Genomic DNA, 15,576 nt, shown 5'->3' with positions numbered 1-15,576 from the left:
CAGAATCGACAGCGTACCAGAACACATGCAGCTCAGGGCTGGCATGGCACATCAGTACGAGCGACTAGCCGCCGGGAATCTTTTCGACCAGTACCACGGCCTGGGCCTCGATCGCTTCTTCGCGTCCGAGATAACCGAGTTTTTCGTTGGTTTTTCCCTTGATATTGACCGAATCGACCGAAATACCGAGGTCGACCGCGACATTGGCCACCATCGCCGCTGCGTGCGGTGCAAGTTTCGGTTGCTGGGCAATCAGCGTCGCATCGACATTGACCGGACGCCAGCCCTTTTCGGCCAGCAAGGCGACCGCTCCACGCAGCAGCACACGACTGTCAGCGCCTTTATAGCGCGGATCGGTATCCGGAAAATGGCGACCAATATCGCCTAGCGCGACGGCGCCGAGCAAGGCATCGGTAATCGCGTGCAGCAATGCATCAGCGTCGGAGTGACCGAGCAAACCAGTGGCATGCGGAATTTCGACGCCGCCGAGAATCAGCTTGCGGCCGGCAACCAGTTGGTGAACGTCGTAACCCTGCCCGACCCGGATGTTCATTTTCTTCCCCTGAGAATCATGGCGGCCAACACCAGATCGGCCGGATAAGTCACTTTCAGATTGGTCGCATCGCCGCGCACCAGTTTCGGCTGGAAACCAAGGGCTTCGATGGCACCGGCCTCATCGGTGACTTCGCGGCATTTTTCGAGTGCTTCGAGCAGTCGACCGTAGCGGAACATCTGCGGCGTCTGCGCCTGCCACAAGCCGTCACGCGGCTCGGTTGCGGCGACGCGTTGTCCGGCATCGGCCCGTTTCAGCGTATCGGCGACCGGCACGGCAAGAATGCCGCCAACCGGATCATCGGCCAGCTGGCTGAAAAGTGCAGCCAGCATTTCGGCACTCAGACAGGGGCGCGCCGCATCATGGACCAGCACCCAGTCTTCCGGTGAGGCGACCATGGCCGCGGCCTGCAAGCCATTATTGACGCTGTCGGCCCGGGTTGCCCCGCCGCAGCGCAGCGTTTCGAGCTTGGCACCGAGATCGGACCAGTCGTACTGGCCCCAGTAAGGATCATCCGGCGAGAGCACGACCCAGACGCGGTCGATATCCGGACAGGCAACCAAGGCGGCCAGCGTGTGATAGATCAGCGGTCGGCCGAGCAGGCTCAAGTACTGTTTGGGTTTTTCTGCGCCGAAGCGGGAGCCGCTACCGGCAGCGGGTACGATTGCGAAATGACGTGGCATGGCTTAATTTTACTGAATAACGCCCACAAAAGAGGAATCGCATGAGTTTCGTCGTTCCGGAACTGGCCGCACCCGTTCAAGCCTTTGCAACGGCGCTCGGCCTTGGTCTGCTGATCGGCCTCGAACGCGAGCGTCGGCCGGACTCGGCTGCCGGCCTGCGGACATTTGCGCTGGTCGCGATGCTCGGCTGCCTGTTTGCCCTGCTCAGCGAAAGAACCGGTGGGCCATGGATGCTGGCAACCGGACTGCTGGTCGTCGCCGGCGCAATGATCGCCTCGAACTTTTCGACGCAACAGGAAGAACAATATCGCGGCTTCACCTCGGAAGCGGCCATCGTCATTACCTACGGACTGGGTGCCGCCACCTGGTATGGTTACGCAACGCTGGCCGTGATGCTGGCCATCGCGACGACCATCCTGCTTTATTTCAAGGCGGAGTTGCGTCGATTCAGTGAGCGGACAACGCCGAAAGACCTGAATTCGATACTCCAGTTTGCCGTACTGTCACTGGTCATCCTGCCGATCCTGCCGAGCGCCGACTTTGGCCCTTACAACGCCATCAATCCACGTCAAATATGGTGGATGGTCGTACTGATCTCTGGCCTGGCGCTTTCCGGCTACCTCGCACTGCGCATCATTGGCGCCCGTCACGGTGCGGCCCTGCTCGGCATTTTCGGCGGCCTGGCCTCGTCGACCGCAACCACCATGATGTTTTCGCGCCACGCCCGCGATCACAACCACTTGATCCGCATGTCGGCCATCGTCATCCTGATCGCCAACGTCATGGTCATGCTGCGCCTCGGCCTGATTTCCAGCGTTGTCGCCCCTAACCTGCTAGCCCAGATTGCCGTCGTTTTTGCCTGCGGCATCATCCCTGGCGTACTGATGGCGCTCTATGGCTGGAAGGTCCTCAATGCCGGGGGCGAACTGCCGATGCCCGAAGTCAAGAATCCAACCGAACTGAAAACAGCCATTTCCTTCGGCCTGCTTTACGCCTTCGTCCTGCTCGCCTCAGCCTGGCTGCAGGATGTGGCCGGCAACAGCGGCCTGTATATCGTCGCCCTCGCCTCCGGTCTGACCGACGCCGATGCCAGCGTGCTGTCCACGCTGCGCATGTTCAATCTCGAAAAAATCTCCAGCGGACAAGCCGTCATCGCCATCACCCTGGCCCTGCTGGCCAATCTGGTCTTCAAGATCGGGCTGGTCATCAGTATCGGCGGACAAAAGCTGGCGCGCCATGCGCTGCCCGGCCTCCTGGCCATCGGCGCCGGTATGGCTGGCGGCTTGTTGCTGGTCTGAAAAACAGAAACGCCCGAATACCATGAACCAGAATCTTACGATCCAGACCCCCCAAGGCCCGCTGCATGGTCATATCGACATGCCGGACAATCCCCACGGATTGATCCTGCTGGCCCGCGCCCATCATGCACCGGCCGACATCTTCATTACCGCCAACTTGGCGGCCCGCGGCTACGCAATATTCTTCATGGAATTGCTGTCAGCCCGCGAAGCGCAGTTTGCCGACGCATCGCAAAATGTACCGAAATTGACCCAGCGTCTGCTCGACATGCTCGATCTGATTCGTACCCACGGCGCCACACAGGATTTGCCGCTGGCTATCTTTGCTTCGGGCGACGCCACCCCGGCGGCAATCCGTGCGGCAGCCCAGCGCGACATTCAAGTCAGAGCGCTTGCCGGACACGGCGGCATTGTCGACCGCGCCGGATTACAGGCGCTCAATCTCCTGAGTGCGCCGTTGATGATGCTGTTTGACAGTGATGACAGCCCAGGGCGCAATGCATTTCAGCGCGCTGTACCGCATTTGACCTGCGCCCATGAAATGCACACGCTGAATAGCGGTGATGATCCGGTTCCCCATGTGGCAGCGTGGCTGTCGCTGCATCTGGGCAATTGACCAAGGACGGATTTATTGCCCGCCCTGCGGCTCTTCCGGACGGGGAGCCCGCAACCAGTCGTGGAGACTGAAAACCTCGATATTGAACAAACGGCGCTCGATGTTGATCCGCCGTTCGGTACAACCAGCCGGCGGCCCGATGTTCTCCCGGCAACGCCTATCCACCTTGCGCCGTTCGCTGTTCTTTGCCTTATCGACCATGCCAATCCGCCTTTTTCATTGCTCAAATCCTTCCATCGGGTTTCCCTGCTGGTAGCGAGCAAAATGCGACGCCCATTCCCTGAACGAAATTTCGCTGATCGTTGTCTGGCGTCGCTCGCTTTGCCGCCGCTCCTTGAAGTCATACGGAATTTTTTCACTGCGCTGACGACGATCCCATCCCCGCCTTTTTTCATCAACGATTGACATGAACCACGATCCGGAAAGTCAAAAATCAGCCGCGGATAATAACACCATTGCATATGCATTTATCCTTTTACTGCGCTCAAAAAAACGGCGCGTTCCGAAGCAGCTATAATTCCAGCCCCGCAACGCTGCGCCTGCGCCACCGTGCCTGCCTCCAAATCCCTGCTTTCCCTCCCCGCCCTGCCCAAGCCCGGCGCCCGCATTGACCTGCCGGCCCTTTCCGGCTCATCGGATGCCCTCGCCCTGGCTGAACTGGCTGCCCGGAGCAAGGGCCAAACACTGGCGGTCGTCACGGCCAGTGCAGCCGATGCGCAACGTCTGCTGGAGGAAATTCCATGGTTTTCATCCAGCCTGAAAGTTCGCCTGCTGCCTGACTGGGAAACGCTGCCCTACGATCATTTCTCGCCACACCAGGACCTCGTTTCCGAGCGCCTGGCGACCCTGTGGGCCGCCCTGCAAGGCGAAGTCGACATCCTGCTGGTTCCCGCCTCTACCGCGGTCAACCGCCTTGCACCGCCGGAATTCATGGCGGCCTACACCTTCGAGTTCAGCAAGGGCCAGAAACTGGACGCCGAGAAATTCCGCAGCCAGGTCACGCTGGCTGGCTATGCTCATGTGACGCAAGTTGTTTCGCCCGGTGAATACTCGATTCGCGGCGGATTGATCGACCTCTTCCCGATGGGCTCGCAACTGCCTTACCGGCTCGACTTGTTCGACGATGAGATCGAAAGCATCAAGACCTTCGATGTCGATACGCAGCGCACGGTTTACCCGGTCGCCGACGTACGCCTGTTGCCGGCCCGTGAATTTCCGATGGACGACAAGGGCCGCACCCATTTCCGTCAGGCGTTCCGCGAAAAATTCGAAGGCGACCCGGCCAAATCGGGCGTCTACAAAGATATTTCCACCGGCATTGCCAGTGCCGGCATCGAGTATTACCTGCCGCTGTTTTTTGACGACACGGCAACGATCTTCGATTACCTGCCAAAAGATGCGCTGTTCGTCACCCACGGCGACGCGCCGGCCGCGATTGCGGCGTTCTGGAACGACACCCGCTCGCGCTACAACCTGCTGCAGGGCGACAAATCACGGCCGCTGGTTCCGCCCGAAGAATTGTTCCTGAGCGACGAAGCCTTTTTCACCGCCGCCAAATCCTACGGTCGACTGGCGCTGGACGGAAAAAATGCCAACGCCGGAAAACTGCCCAATGTCGCGGTCGACCGCCGCAGCGACGACCCGATTGGCGCGCTCAAGAACCATCTGGCCAGCTTCAAGGGGCGTGTGCTGCTCGTCGCCGAAACCGCCGGACGGCGCGAAACGCTGGCCGCGATGTTCGCCGAGCACGATCTCAGGCCGGCCACCAGCACCGATCTGGCCGCTTTCCTGGCAAGCGACGCCAAGCTGGCGCTCGGCATCGGGCCACTGCAAACCGGCTTCGCACTCGACACGCTGGCCTTCATCACCGAAACCGAGCTGTTTGCCGGATCGCCGCGCCGCACCCGGCGCGAAGCCGCCAAGAAGGCGAGCTTCGACAACTGGCTGAAAGATCTGACCGAGCTCAAGGTCGGCGACCCGGTCGTCCATGAAAGCCACGGCATCGGACGCTATCGCGGCCTGGTGCGAATGGATCTCGGTCTCGGCGAGCAGGAATTCCTCGAACTGCATTACGCCAACGAAGCCAAACTCTTCGTGCCGGTCGCCCAGCTTCACGTGATTTCCCGCTACTCCGGAGCCGATCCGGAAAGCGCCCCGCTACACACGCTGGGTTCCGGCCAGTGGGAAAAGGCCAAGCGCAAGGCCGCCGAACAGGCACGCGATACCGCCGCCGAACTACTCGCGCTCTACGCCGCCCGTGCTGCGCGTCAGGGCCATGCCTTTGCCTTTGAGGAAAACGATTACGAAGCCTTCGCCGACGGTTTCGGCTTTGAAGAAACGCACGATCAGGCCACCGCCATCGCAGCGGTCATCGAGGACATGCGCTCCGGCAAGCCGATGGACCGCCTGGTCTGCGGCGACGTCGGTTTCGGCAAGACCGAAGTTGCATTGCGCGCCGCCTTCTGCGCCGTGGCCGGTGGCAAGCAGGTCGCCGTACTCTGCCCGACCACGCTGCTCTGCGAACAGCATTACCAGACCTTTGCCGACCGCTTTGCCGACTGGCCAGTCAAAATTGCTGAAATATCCCGGTTCAAGACTGCCAAGGAAACGGCGCAAGCCCTGCATGAGCTGGCGGAGGGAAAGATCGACATCATCATCGGTACTCACAAGCTGATCAGCAAGGACGTCAAGTTCAACCGTCTCGGCCTGGTGATCATCGACGAGGAGCACCGTTTCGGCGTACGCCAGAAGGAAACGCTGAAATCGATGCGTGCCGAGGTCGATGTCCTGACCCTGACCGCAACGCCGATCCCGCGCACCTTGGCGATGTCGATGGAAGGCCTGCGCGACTTCTCGGTCATTGCCACCGCGCCGCAAAAGCGCCTGGCGATCAAGACCTTCGTCAGCAAGTTCTCCGACGGCATCATCCGCGAAGCCGTGCTACGCGAACTCAAGCGCGGCGGCCAGGTTTACTTTCTGCACAACGAAGTCGACACGATCGACAACATGCGCGAGAAGCTGGAAAAGCTGGTACCGGAAGCACGCATCGTGATCGGCCACGGCCAGATGAACGAGCGCGAACTGGAGCGCGTCATGCGCGACTTCACCGGCCAGCGCGCCAACGTGCTGCTGTGTACGACGATTATCGAAACCGGGATCGACAATCCGCACGCCAACACCATTCTGATCAACCGTTCGGAAAAATTCGGCCTCGCCCAATTGCACCAGTTGCGCGGCCGGGTCGGTCGCTCGCATCACCAGGCTTACGCCTACATGCTGGTGCAGGATGAAAAAGCGCTGACCAAGCAGGCCAAGCTCCGCCTCGAAGCGATTCAGGCGATGGAAGAACTCGGCTCAGGTTTCTTCCTCGCGATGCACGACCTCGAAATCCGCGGCGCCGGCGAAGTGCTCGGCGACAACCAGTCGGGCGAAATGCAGGAAGTCGGTTTCACGATGTTCAGCGAAATGCTCAACCGGGCCGTCGCCCATCTCAAGCAAGGCAAGACGATTGACGCGGTCGACCTGACCCAGCCGCTCGGTATTGGTAGCGAAATCAACCTGCGTACCCCCGCTCTGCTGCCTGATGGCTACTGCCCGGACGTCCATGAACGCCTGACGCTCTACAAACGCCTGGCCAATTGCGAGGCCGACGACGAAATCGACGTCCTCCAGGAAGAACTGATCGACCGCTTTGGTGAAATGCCGCTCCAGACACAGTCGCTGCTCGCCACGCACCGCCTGCGTTTGCTGGTCAAGCCGCTGCTCATCCAGAAGCTCGATGCGACCAGCGACCAGATCACGCTGCAGTTCAGCCCGGAATTCTCGAAGAATCCGCCTATCGAACCGATCAAAATCATCAATTTGATCCAGAAAAACCGCAGCTATAAGCTGGCCGGACAGGATAAAATTTCTCTTTTACGCCACTGCCCGACGCTCACCGACAAGGTCGCCGCAGTGAAAGACATGATTCGACAGCTGACAAACTAGATTATGACGACTCCAGACATCGACAACGTAAACGTAGCCGCCTTCGACACCATGCCGACGCCGGCCGACATCCAGGCCCACCAGCCGCTCAGCGCCAAGGCGGCCAAGACGGTCACGCACGGCCGCAACCTGCTGCGCAAGATCATCGACCGCAAGGATCATCGCCTGTTCGTTGTCGTTGGTCCGTGCTCTATCCACGACCCGGTGGCCGGCCTGGATTACGCCCGCCGCCTGAAAAAGCTGGCCGATGAAGTCGGCGACACGCTGCAGATCATCATGCGCGTCTACTTCGAAAAACCGCGCACCACCGTGGGCTGGAAAGGCTACATCAACGACCCGTTCATGGATGACTCCTTCCAGGTCAATATCGGCATGGAAAAGGCCCGCCAGTTCCTGCTCGACGTCAATGAACTCGGCCTGCCGGCCGGCACCGAGGCGCTCGACCCGTACGGCCCGCAATACTACGGCGACCTGATCACCTGGACGGCAATCGGCGCACGCACCACCGAGTCGCAGACGCACCGCGAGATGTCCTCCGGCCTGTCCACCCCGGTCGGCTTCAAGAATGCGACCAGCGGCGACCTGACGGTGGCGACCAACGCCATCCTCTCGGCCTCCAACCCGCACTCCTTCCTCGGCCTGAACAGCGAAGGCCGCGTCGCCATCGTGCGCACCAAGGGCAACGCCTACGGCCACGTCGTGCTGCGCGGTGGCGACGGCAAGCCGAATTACGACACCGTTTCCGTTGCCGTTGCCGAACAGGCGATGGCCAAGGCCAAGCTGCCAGCGAATATCGTGGTCGACTGCTCGCACGCTAACAGTTCCAAGAAGCCGGAACTGCAACCGTTGGTCATGGCTGACGTGGTCAGCCAGATCCGCAATGGCAACAAATCCTTGCTCGGCGTGATGATTGAATCAAATATTGAAGCCGGCAACCAGCCGATTCCCGCCGATCTGTCGCAGCTCAAGTACGGCTGTTCGGTGACCGATGGCTGCGTCGATTGGGATACGACCGAGAAAATGATTCGCGATGCGGCCGTGATGCTGCGCGATGTGCTGCCGGAACGTATTGCCTAAATCCGGGCTTACCAACTGGCCACCATAAAATTGCGTGAGTTGTTGTGACTCTTTGGCAAATCTTAGTACTTCAAGTGTCAACTAATCTCTATGAAAAAATTCTCTGGAACTGTGCTCCAAATCATCGCAGCACTCTGGATCATCAATGGCGTGGCTGGCATAGCCCTATCGTTTGTCGAGACGGGGTCGGGTGGAGCGTTCATCAGAGGTGTTGTCTCTGCGCTCCTAGGATGGGGATTATTTCAATTCGGGACATGGTTGAAAACCCAAAAGAGTGGAGTAATCGCCCAGCGAGTAGCAAATACTTGGTGGGGGGCAGACCAAGGATTCCGCCTTTCCATCTTTATTGGAATTTTGTGGGTAATTGGCATATATATTTGGCATGACAGTTATAGCCGCGACTTAGGCATTGTGTTCACACCACCTATCGGACTAGTCATAGCTTATTTCGCTTATCGTAAATTTGTGGTCATACCGCCTTCGGCGTTCGCCGAAGAGAATGATTACAACGTTGAGTCCGATGAAGAATTTTCGAAAGCAATTCGCACAAGCGATCTGAACACAATGAAACGACTACTAGAGAGTCGGACTATTTCTCCACATGGAAAAAACAAACATGGACGGGGTTGGCTTCAACTTGCAACTCTGGCGAGTGCCGTCGAACCATGCAAGTTATTGCTCGAATACGGTGCATTTCCTTTAGACAAAGACGATATCGGCACGTCGGCATCGGTACATGCTTCGGCTACTGGCAACAAGGACTTGATCGCGTTGTACTCAACAGTCCTTCAAAAGTCCGAGTCGGCGAATAGTAATTAGGGACAACCCACGTTTTCATATCTAACGGAACACATGAACCTGATCATCCAGGGCGGCGCCCTCCCGACTTTTCTTCTCGACCGCATCAAGGCAGCCACCGTTGCCCGCTCAGTGGAGCCGCGCCCGCCGCAGGTGGTGCGTTTCGCCGGGGCAAGCCGGACGCCCGAGTTCGATGCGCTGATTCCCTTGATCGAAGCTGAGAAGCTCGACTGGGCCTTCATCGAAGCCGGCAAAAAATTTTCGGACTTCGGCCTGATCTGCTTCGATATGGATTCAACGCTGATCACGATCGAATGCATCGACGAACTGGCTGACTTCGCCGGCAAGAAGGAAGAGGTTTCAGCCGTTACCGAAGCAGCCATGCGCGGCGAAATCGATTACCGCGAAAGCCTGCGCCGCCGGTTGTCGCTGATGGCCGGTCTGGATGCCCGTGTTCTGGCTCGCGTTTATGGCGAACGCCTGCTGCTCTCCGACGGTGCGCGCGAGCTACTCGAAGCAGCGCAGAATGCCGGCCTGCGGACGGCCATCCTGTCGGGAGGCTTCACCTACTTTACCGAGCGCTTGCGTATTGAACTCGGCTTCGACTTCGCCACCTCGAACGAACTGGAAATTTCCGGCGGCAAGCTGACCGGCCGGGTTGTCGGCGATATCGTTGATGCTGCGGCCAAGGCGCACCATCTCGCTCGCCTGACCGATGAACTGGGCCTCAAAAAGGAACAGGTCATTGCCTGCGGCGATGGTGCCAACGATTTGATGATGATGGCCCAGGCCGGATTGTCGGTCGCTTTCCACGCCAAGCCGGCAACACGCGCCAAAGCTGACGTCGCGATCAATTTTGGTGGCCTGAACTCTCTGCTCAACCTGTTCGACTAAGTCACGATCAGCCCTGGCTGACCGCCAAGCGTGTCAGTCAGGCCGATCAATCGAGCAGCATGGCTTCCCTGAGTGCGGCAGGAAGCAGTTTGCGGTGCCAGAAATCCTCGTGCCCAAAGTTGTTCTCCACCCTCAGGGCACACCCTTTGTCCAGCGCCAGTTGCGTCGGCTTGCCACCTTCGCGCAACTTGGCTGCATCCATCCGTTTGCCCAAGGCCACGCCGGACAAACCGAAGGGTTTCCCGATCTCGGTAATCTTCATCCACACCGTCCGATCGAGCGGCATCGCAGCAACCACCCCGATCGCACGCTTTGAAAGCGCATCAGCCTCGATATTCTGCTCGCGTGGAATCCAGCGCAAATGTACCTCGGGAATCTGCGCTTTCAGCTTAAGCACGGTCTTGCACAGCGGTACCAGGCTCTCGGCATTGATCAACCACTCGCCACTGACCTGCTTGATGACCAGCTGACTATCACCATAAACGACAAGACTTTTTACGCCGGCGTCTGCTGCCGCATCCAGCACCGCCATCAGTGCACAGTATTCGGCCTCATTGTTCGTACCGTGACCGATTTCCTGGGCAATTTCGACAAGCTCGCCGGCAGGCCCCTTCAGAATGGCACCAATACCCCGTATTCCCGGATTGGCATTTTTCGTTGCCCCGTCAAACCAGGCCTGCCAGGTCATCGTGTCCATCTGATTCTTTCTCCTTCGGTGAGCCCGCTACGGCGGGCCAGCATGCCGGACAATCCGGCGCGTGCAACAAGCGTCCGCCGCATGCGGCGACGAACGCTCTTGCTACAGCAGATCAGCCGAACATGTCCTCGTACATCCGACCCGCCCAGGCAAAGTCTTCGGTCACCAGTTCATCGCGCCGCAGATTATCGTCGTCCTGATCCTGGATGATGATGCCCTTGTCGTTGACGTAGTACTTGAAGCGCACAGCCACATCTTCGCGCGGCGCCGTATTGACCATCATGAAACACAGATTATCAGGCAAGGCGTACTTCGGCTCGCGGCCCTTGACGCGTTCGCTGATGTATTTGGCAACGATCTTGGCATGGGCGTTGGCGACGTGGCCGGCCTTCGGATAGAAGTTGAACTGCGGCGAGACGACACCGACCGCATCGCCGATCACGTACACATCCGGGTCATCCTTCATGTTCAGGAAGAAAGGATCGACGCCGGCCCAGCCGGTCGGCTTGCCTTCGGCATTCTTGCCGATCAGCCCGGCCTTCCAGGCCATGTCGCCGGCCTGGTGCGGGGCCATCAGGATGCTGTGGTCGAAGTTGAAGTCGCCGACTGCGGTCTTGATTTTCTTGTTGAATGGGTCGACTTCCTTGATCACCGCCTTGGGCACGTAGACAATCTGATCCTTGTACAGGTTCTCGAAAGCCTCCTGAAAGCCGCCGGTAATCGGCATTGGACTGGGTTTTGGGTCGAGGATGGTGACCTTGCCCTTGATGCCACGTTCCTTGATCAGCCCGGCGATCAAACAGGCGCGCTCGTACGGCGACGGCGGGCAACGATGCGGCGGGGGCGGCAGCGTCATCACCAGGTCGCCGCCCTTGAAGTTCTGGATACTCTGCTTGAGCTGGAAATGTTCGGCATTCGGAATGTAGGCCGCCGGAAAATGCGCCCGGGTGTACTCCGCAGCCTTGCGGTCATTGCCGAACCAGGCTTCATAGTTGTAGCGAATGCCGGCACCGACGATCAGGTAGTCGTAATCGATCCAGCCCTGGGCGGTAATGACCCGCTTCTTGTCGCGCTCAAAAGCAGTGACTTCGGTCTGGATGAATTTGTAGTCGTATTTTTGCGCGACCTTGAGGTAGCTGAACGTCAGAAAATTGGTGTCGACGACATCGACCAGCCACTTGTTGCTCATCGGGCAGGAGAAAAATACCGGGTTACGTTCGAGCACGACGACGTCAAGTGTCGGGTCGAGTTTCTTCAGATGTTTGGCGGCGCTGATCCCGCCCCAGCCACCACCACAAACAACGACGCGTTTGCCATTGGCTTTCGGCAACAGCGGGTCGGACTGCATGGTGATCAGGAAGGGCAGCGGACTGGTCGGCTGGGCTATGGCGGCAGTGGCGCCCAGCACCGAACCGGCGGCCAGAAACTGGCGGCGGTTGAAGGTCATGAATGTCTCTCCATTTTATGAACCATCCGGACACGGAGATGCCCGGATTTACAGTAGCGTCAGTGACGCGCGGAATACAGCAGGTCGTACGCAGACGGCCATCAAGGCTGCTTTGAGCATTGTAAACAAGAAAACGGCCGGATCACTCCGGCCGCTTCAAGTGCATTCATTTTAGTGCTTTGATCGAGGTTGACCGCAGCTTTCCGGCGCTGACTGAAAACGTGCAGCCTGTTTTGAGTCAGTTCCGGCCAGCGTGAATTTCACGAAACCTCGTCGATCCAGGCCTGCTGGATGGCTTCGAGGATTTTCTCGCCCGAGCGGTTAGGTTCGTCGTCAAATCCAGGCAAAGCCATCACCCAGTTACGCAGGTCGACAAAATTGAGCTTGAGCGGATCCTTGTCCGGATGTGCCTCGCTCAGCTCGATGGCGATATCGTTGATGTCGGTCCATTTCATTTGCGGTGCCCCTCTTTCGCCATGTTCAGGCTATATCTCGGAATTTCGACAACCAGCGGCGTCTTGCCGACAATGGCCTGGCAACCCAGACGGGAATTTGGCTCCAGGCCCCAGGCCTTGTCGAGCAGGTCTTCCTCGGCATCCTCGGCGGCTTCGAGCGTATTGAAACCCTCACGCACGATGACGTGGCAGGTCGTGCAGGCGCAAGACATTTCGCAGGCATGGTCGAGTTCGACGCCATTGGCCAGCAGGTTTTCGCAAATCGACTTGCCCTCTTCCGCCTCGATGACGGCACCGTCCGGGCAGTTTTCGAGGTGCGGCAGAACGATCAGTTGAGTCATGCGTCTTCTCCCATTTTGATGTCGTCGACCTTGCGACCGGACAGCACTTTCTTGATGCTCTGATCCATCCGGCGATGGGCAAAGGCCTGTGTTTCGTAGCCGAGATCGTCCATGGCGATGTTGATCAGACGGCGATTGTCGCCCTTCATCGTCTCGGCCAGCTTGGCGATCGTGTCGTTGATCTTGGCCGTTTCGGCCGCGTCGAGCAGGTGCGGATCTTCCTTCAGCGCCGCTTCGGTCGCCTCGATCATGCGCTGGGCTTCGACGATGGCTTCCTTGAGGGCACGGTTGATCGCGTCATCCTTGGCGTGCTCCATCGAATCCTTGAGCATGCCGGCAATTTCATCATCGGACAGGCCGTAGGATGGCTTGACGGTAACGTTGGCTTCCACACCCGTCGTTTGCTCGCGCGCGCTGACCGAGAGCAGGCCATCGGCATCGACCTGAAAAGTAACGCGAATACGTGCCGCACCGGCAACCATCGGCGGAATGCCGCGCAGTTCGAAGCGGGCCAGCGAGCGACAGTCGGAGACAAGTTCGCGCTCGCCCTGCACGACGTGAATCGCCATCGCCGTCTGGCCATCCTTGAAGGTGGTGAACTCCTGGGCGCGGGCGGTCGGGATGGTGGAATTGCGCGGAATAACCTTCTCGGTCAGGCCACCCATCATTTCAAGACCGAGCGACAGCGGAATCACATCAAGCAACAGCCAGTCGTCCTTGCCGGTCTTGTTGCCGACCAGCAGATTGGCCTGGGTCGCGGCGCCGAGCGCAACGACCTTGTCCGGATCGAGATTGGTCAGCGGCTCCTGGCGGAAGAAATCGCCGACTGCCTTCTGGATTTGCGGCATGCGCGTTGCGCCGCCAACCATGACGACACCCTTGATGTCTTCGGCACGCAGACCGGCATCGCGCAATGCCTTCTTGACCGGCTGCAGTGTTTTCGAAATCAACGTCTGGGTAATGGCCGCGAAGGTCGCGACATCAAGCTTGATATCGACCATTTCGCCGGTGGACAAGCGAGCCGTGATCGGCGCTTCCGGGTTGTTGGTCAGAAACTCCTTGGCTTCGCGGCAACGCATCATCAGCAGGCGGCCGTCTTCCGGCGAAAGCGGCTGCAACTTGCCCTGCTCGATCACCCAGCAGAAGATACGGTGATCGAAATCGTCACCGCCGAGCGCGGAGTCGCCGCCCGTCGCCATGACTTCGAAAACACCCTTGGTCAGCTTCAGGATGGAAATATCGAAAGTGCCGCCACCCAGGTCGTAGACCGCGTAAACGCCTTCCGCGCCATTATCGAGCCCGTAGGCGATGGCGGCAGCGGTCGGTTCGTTGAGCAGGCGAAGCACATTGAGGCCGGCCAGGCGGGCGGCATCCTTGGTGGCTTGGCGCTGGGCGTCGTCGAAATAAGCCGGCACGGTAATCACGGCACCGACCAATTCACCGGCCAATGCCGTTTCCGCACGGGCTTTCAGGGCTTTCAGAATGTCGGCCGAAACTTCGACCGGGCTCTTGATGCCGGCAATCGTCCGGACCTTGACCATGCCCGGCGCTTCGATGAAGTCGTAAGGCATCGACTCGACATGCGAGATATCCTTCAGGCCGCGCCCCATGAAACGCTTGACCGAAACAATGGTGTTACGCGGATCAATGGCCTGCTTGGTTTGTGCGTCGTAACCGACCTCGGTGCTGTTGTCAGCATGGTAGCGCACGACGGACGGCAGTAGCGGACGCCCCTGCTCGTCGCTCAGGCAGATCGAGATGCCGCTGCGCACGGTGGCGACCAGCGAGTTGGTTGTCCCGAGATCGATCCCGATAGCGAGTTTGTGCTCATGCGGTGCAGCCGACTCACCCGGTTCGGCAATTTGAAACAAGGCCATTTTCTAGTCTTCCAGCGACGCCAGTGCGTCGTCGATTTCGTACAGCAGTTTTTCCAGGAACATCAACCGGCGGACCAGGTCGGTCGCCTCGGCATAGTCAGAGGCATCGAGCAACTGGCCGATTTCGTCGTAATGCGCGTTGATATCGCCACGCAAACGATTGTGCAGATGTTCCAGTTCATGGTGATCGCCACCCTGACGGGCGTCCATCACCGCCTCGCGCCACTCCATCTGTTCCATCAGGAACTCGGGCGCCATTGCGGTATTGGTTTCAGCCTGAATATCGTGACCGGCCAGATGCAGCAGGTATTTCGCCCGCTCAAGCGGCTTCTTCAGCGTCTGGTAAGCCTCGTTGGCCCGCGTCGCCCACTGCATCGACAGGCGTTTGTCGGCCTCGCCGCTGCTCGCGAAGCGGTCCGGATGAACCTGGACCTGGACGTCGCGATAGCGCGAATCAAGGTCTGCCGCGTCGATCTTGAACTGACGCGGCAGATTGAACAGAGCAAAGTGGTCTGAATTGAAATCCATCAGACGTTGAAGGATTCGCCGCAGCCGCACTGATCCTTGACGTTCGGGTTATTGAACTTGAACCCTTCGTTCAGGCCTTCACGGGCAAAGTCGAGCTCCATGCCTTCGAGATACGGCATGCTCTTGGCGTCAACAAACACCTTGACGCCGTTGCTCTCGAAAACCAGATCCTCGGGACTCACCTCGTCGACAAATTCCAGCTTGTAGGCCATGCCGGAACAGCCGCTGGTCCGTACGCCGAGGCGCAGGCCGATGCCCTTGCCGCGTTTGGTCAGGTAGTTGGCGACGTGCTTGGCCGCCTTGTCGCTCAAGGTGACACCCATGC

General features: G+C 59.0%; 17 protein-coding genes. 6 read left to right on the top strand and 11 right to left on the bottom strand.

Going from position 1 to position 15,576, the window contains the following annotated elements; translation table 11 throughout:
- Positions 1–64: 64 nt before the first annotated feature.
- The gene (gene ispF, locus GBK02_RS09850) at positions 65–553 is read right to left on the bottom strand and encodes a 2-C-methyl-D-erythritol 2,4-cyclodiphosphate synthase (protein WP_203466506.1); all 489 of its coding nucleotides are present in this window, start codon (positions 551–553) and stop codon (positions 65–67) included.
- Positions 550–1,236, bottom strand: coding sequence for a 2-C-methyl-D-erythritol 4-phosphate cytidylyltransferase (gene ispD / locus GBK02_RS09845; RefSeq protein WP_203466505.1), 687 nt, complete (start codon positions 1,234–1,236; stop codon positions 550–552). The genes ispF and ispD overlap by 4 nt, the downstream gene beginning before the upstream one ends.
- Positions 1,237–1,277: 41 nt before the next feature.
- On the opposite strand from ispD, the gene GBK02_RS09840 reads away from it, so the two are divergent.
- Together GBK02_RS09840 and GBK02_RS09835 are read left to right on the top strand one after the other, a co-directional pair.
- The gene (locus GBK02_RS09840; protein WP_203466504.1) at positions 1,278–2,534 is read left to right on the top strand and encodes an MgtC/SapB family protein; all 1,257 of its coding nucleotides are present in this window, start codon (positions 1,278–1,280) and stop codon (positions 2,532–2,534) included.
- A 22-nt stretch (positions 2,535–2,556) separates the two neighbouring features.
- A complete protein-coding gene (locus tag GBK02_RS09835; RefSeq protein WP_203466503.1) occupies positions 2,557–3,150 on the top strand; it encodes a hypothetical protein in 594 nt (197 codons plus the stop codon).
- Positions 3,151–3,162: 12 nt separating this feature from the next.
- Here GBK02_RS09835 and GBK02_RS09830 read toward each other — a convergent pair whose 3' ends face one another.
- Both GBK02_RS09830 and GBK02_RS09825 read right to left on the bottom strand, forming a co-directional pair.
- A complete protein-coding gene (locus tag GBK02_RS09830; protein WP_203466502.1) occupies positions 3,163–3,351 on the bottom strand; it encodes a hypothetical protein in 189 nt (62 codons plus the stop codon).
- Positions 3,352–3,366: 15 nt separating this feature from the next.
- Complete coding sequence (locus tag GBK02_RS09825; RefSeq protein WP_203466501.1) at positions 3,367–3,558, bottom strand: hypothetical protein; 192 nt, start codon at positions 3,556–3,558, stop codon at positions 3,367–3,369.
- A gap of 141 nt (positions 3,559–3,699) precedes the next feature.
- Here GBK02_RS09825 and mfd point away from each other — a divergent pair, with 141 nt between their 5' ends.
- The 4 genes from mfd to serB all read left to right on the top strand — a co-directional run bounded on the left by mfd (position 3,700) and on the right by serB (position 9,906).
- Positions 3,700–7,137 carry a transcription-repair coupling factor gene (gene mfd, locus GBK02_RS09820; RefSeq protein ID WP_203466500.1) on the top strand — a complete coding sequence of 1,146 codons (3,438 nt, stop codon included), beginning with the start codon at positions 3,700–3,702 and terminating at the stop codon, positions 7,135–7,137.
- Positions 7,138–7,140: 3 nt separating this feature from the next.
- Positions 7,141–8,214, top strand: coding sequence for a 3-deoxy-7-phosphoheptulonate synthase (locus GBK02_RS09815; protein ID WP_203466499.1), 1,074 nt, complete (start codon positions 7,141–7,143; stop codon positions 8,212–8,214).
- Positions 8,215–8,304: 90 nt separating this feature from the next.
- The gene (locus GBK02_RS09810) at positions 8,305–9,033 is read left to right on the top strand and encodes a hypothetical protein (RefSeq protein ID WP_203466498.1); all 729 of its coding nucleotides are present in this window, start codon (positions 8,305–8,307) and stop codon (positions 9,031–9,033) included.
- A 33-nt stretch (positions 9,034–9,066) separates the two neighbouring features.
- Complete coding sequence (gene serB / locus GBK02_RS09805; RefSeq protein ID WP_203466497.1) at positions 9,067–9,906, top strand: phosphoserine phosphatase SerB; 840 nt, start codon at positions 9,067–9,069, stop codon at positions 9,904–9,906.
- 46 nt (positions 9,907–9,952) lie between these two features.
- Here serB and GBK02_RS09800 read toward each other — a convergent pair whose 3' ends face one another.
- The 7 genes from GBK02_RS09800 to iscA form a co-directional block, all read right to left on the bottom strand.
- Positions 9,953–10,603 carry a ribonuclease HI family protein gene (locus tag GBK02_RS09800; protein WP_203466496.1) on the bottom strand — a complete coding sequence of 217 codons (651 nt, stop codon included), beginning with the start codon at positions 10,601–10,603 and terminating at the stop codon, positions 9,953–9,955.
- A gap of 112 nt (positions 10,604–10,715) precedes the next feature.
- Complete coding sequence (locus GBK02_RS09795; protein WP_203466495.1) at positions 10,716–12,050, bottom strand: FAD-dependent oxidoreductase; 1,335 nt, start codon at positions 12,048–12,050, stop codon at positions 10,716–10,718.
- Positions 12,051–12,310: 260 nt separating this feature from the next.
- Positions 12,311–12,505: a Fe-S cluster assembly protein IscX gene (iscX, locus tag GBK02_RS09790; protein ID WP_203466494.1), complete on the bottom strand. Its 195-nt coding sequence runs from the start codon at positions 12,503–12,505 to the stop codon at positions 12,311–12,313.
- Positions 12,502–12,846, bottom strand: coding sequence for an ISC system 2Fe-2S type ferredoxin (gene fdx / locus GBK02_RS09785; protein WP_203466493.1), 345 nt, complete (start codon positions 12,844–12,846; stop codon positions 12,502–12,504). The genes iscX and fdx overlap by 4 nt, the downstream gene beginning before the upstream one ends.
- Positions 12,843–14,723 (bottom strand): Fe-S protein assembly chaperone HscA, encoded by a 1,881-nt coding sequence (hscA, locus tag GBK02_RS09780; protein ID WP_203466492.1) that lies wholly within the window; start codon positions 14,721–14,723, stop codon positions 12,843–12,845. Before hscA ends, fdx begins: the two co-directional genes overlap by 4 nt.
- Positions 14,724–14,726: 3 nt before the next feature.
- Positions 14,727–15,251, bottom strand: a complete 525-nt coding sequence (gene hscB / locus GBK02_RS09775) for a Fe-S protein assembly co-chaperone HscB (RefSeq protein WP_203466491.1) — start codon at positions 15,249–15,251, stop codon at positions 14,727–14,729.
- On the bottom strand, positions 15,251–15,574 hold the full coding sequence (iscA, locus tag GBK02_RS09770) for an iron-sulfur cluster assembly protein IscA (protein WP_203466490.1): 324 nt from the start codon (positions 15,572–15,574) through the stop codon (positions 15,251–15,253). The genes hscB and iscA overlap by 1 nt, the downstream gene beginning before the upstream one ends.
- Positions 15,575–15,576: the final 2 nt, after the last annotated feature.

The sequence above is a fragment of the Dechloromonas sp. TW-R-39-2 genome, assembly GCF_016864195.1.
Lineage (GTDB): Bacteria > Pseudomonadota > Gammaproteobacteria > Burkholderiales > Rhodocyclaceae > Azonexus.
Note: the sequence above shows the minus strand (reverse complement) of the source record. Positions and strands in the feature narration are given on the sequence as shown.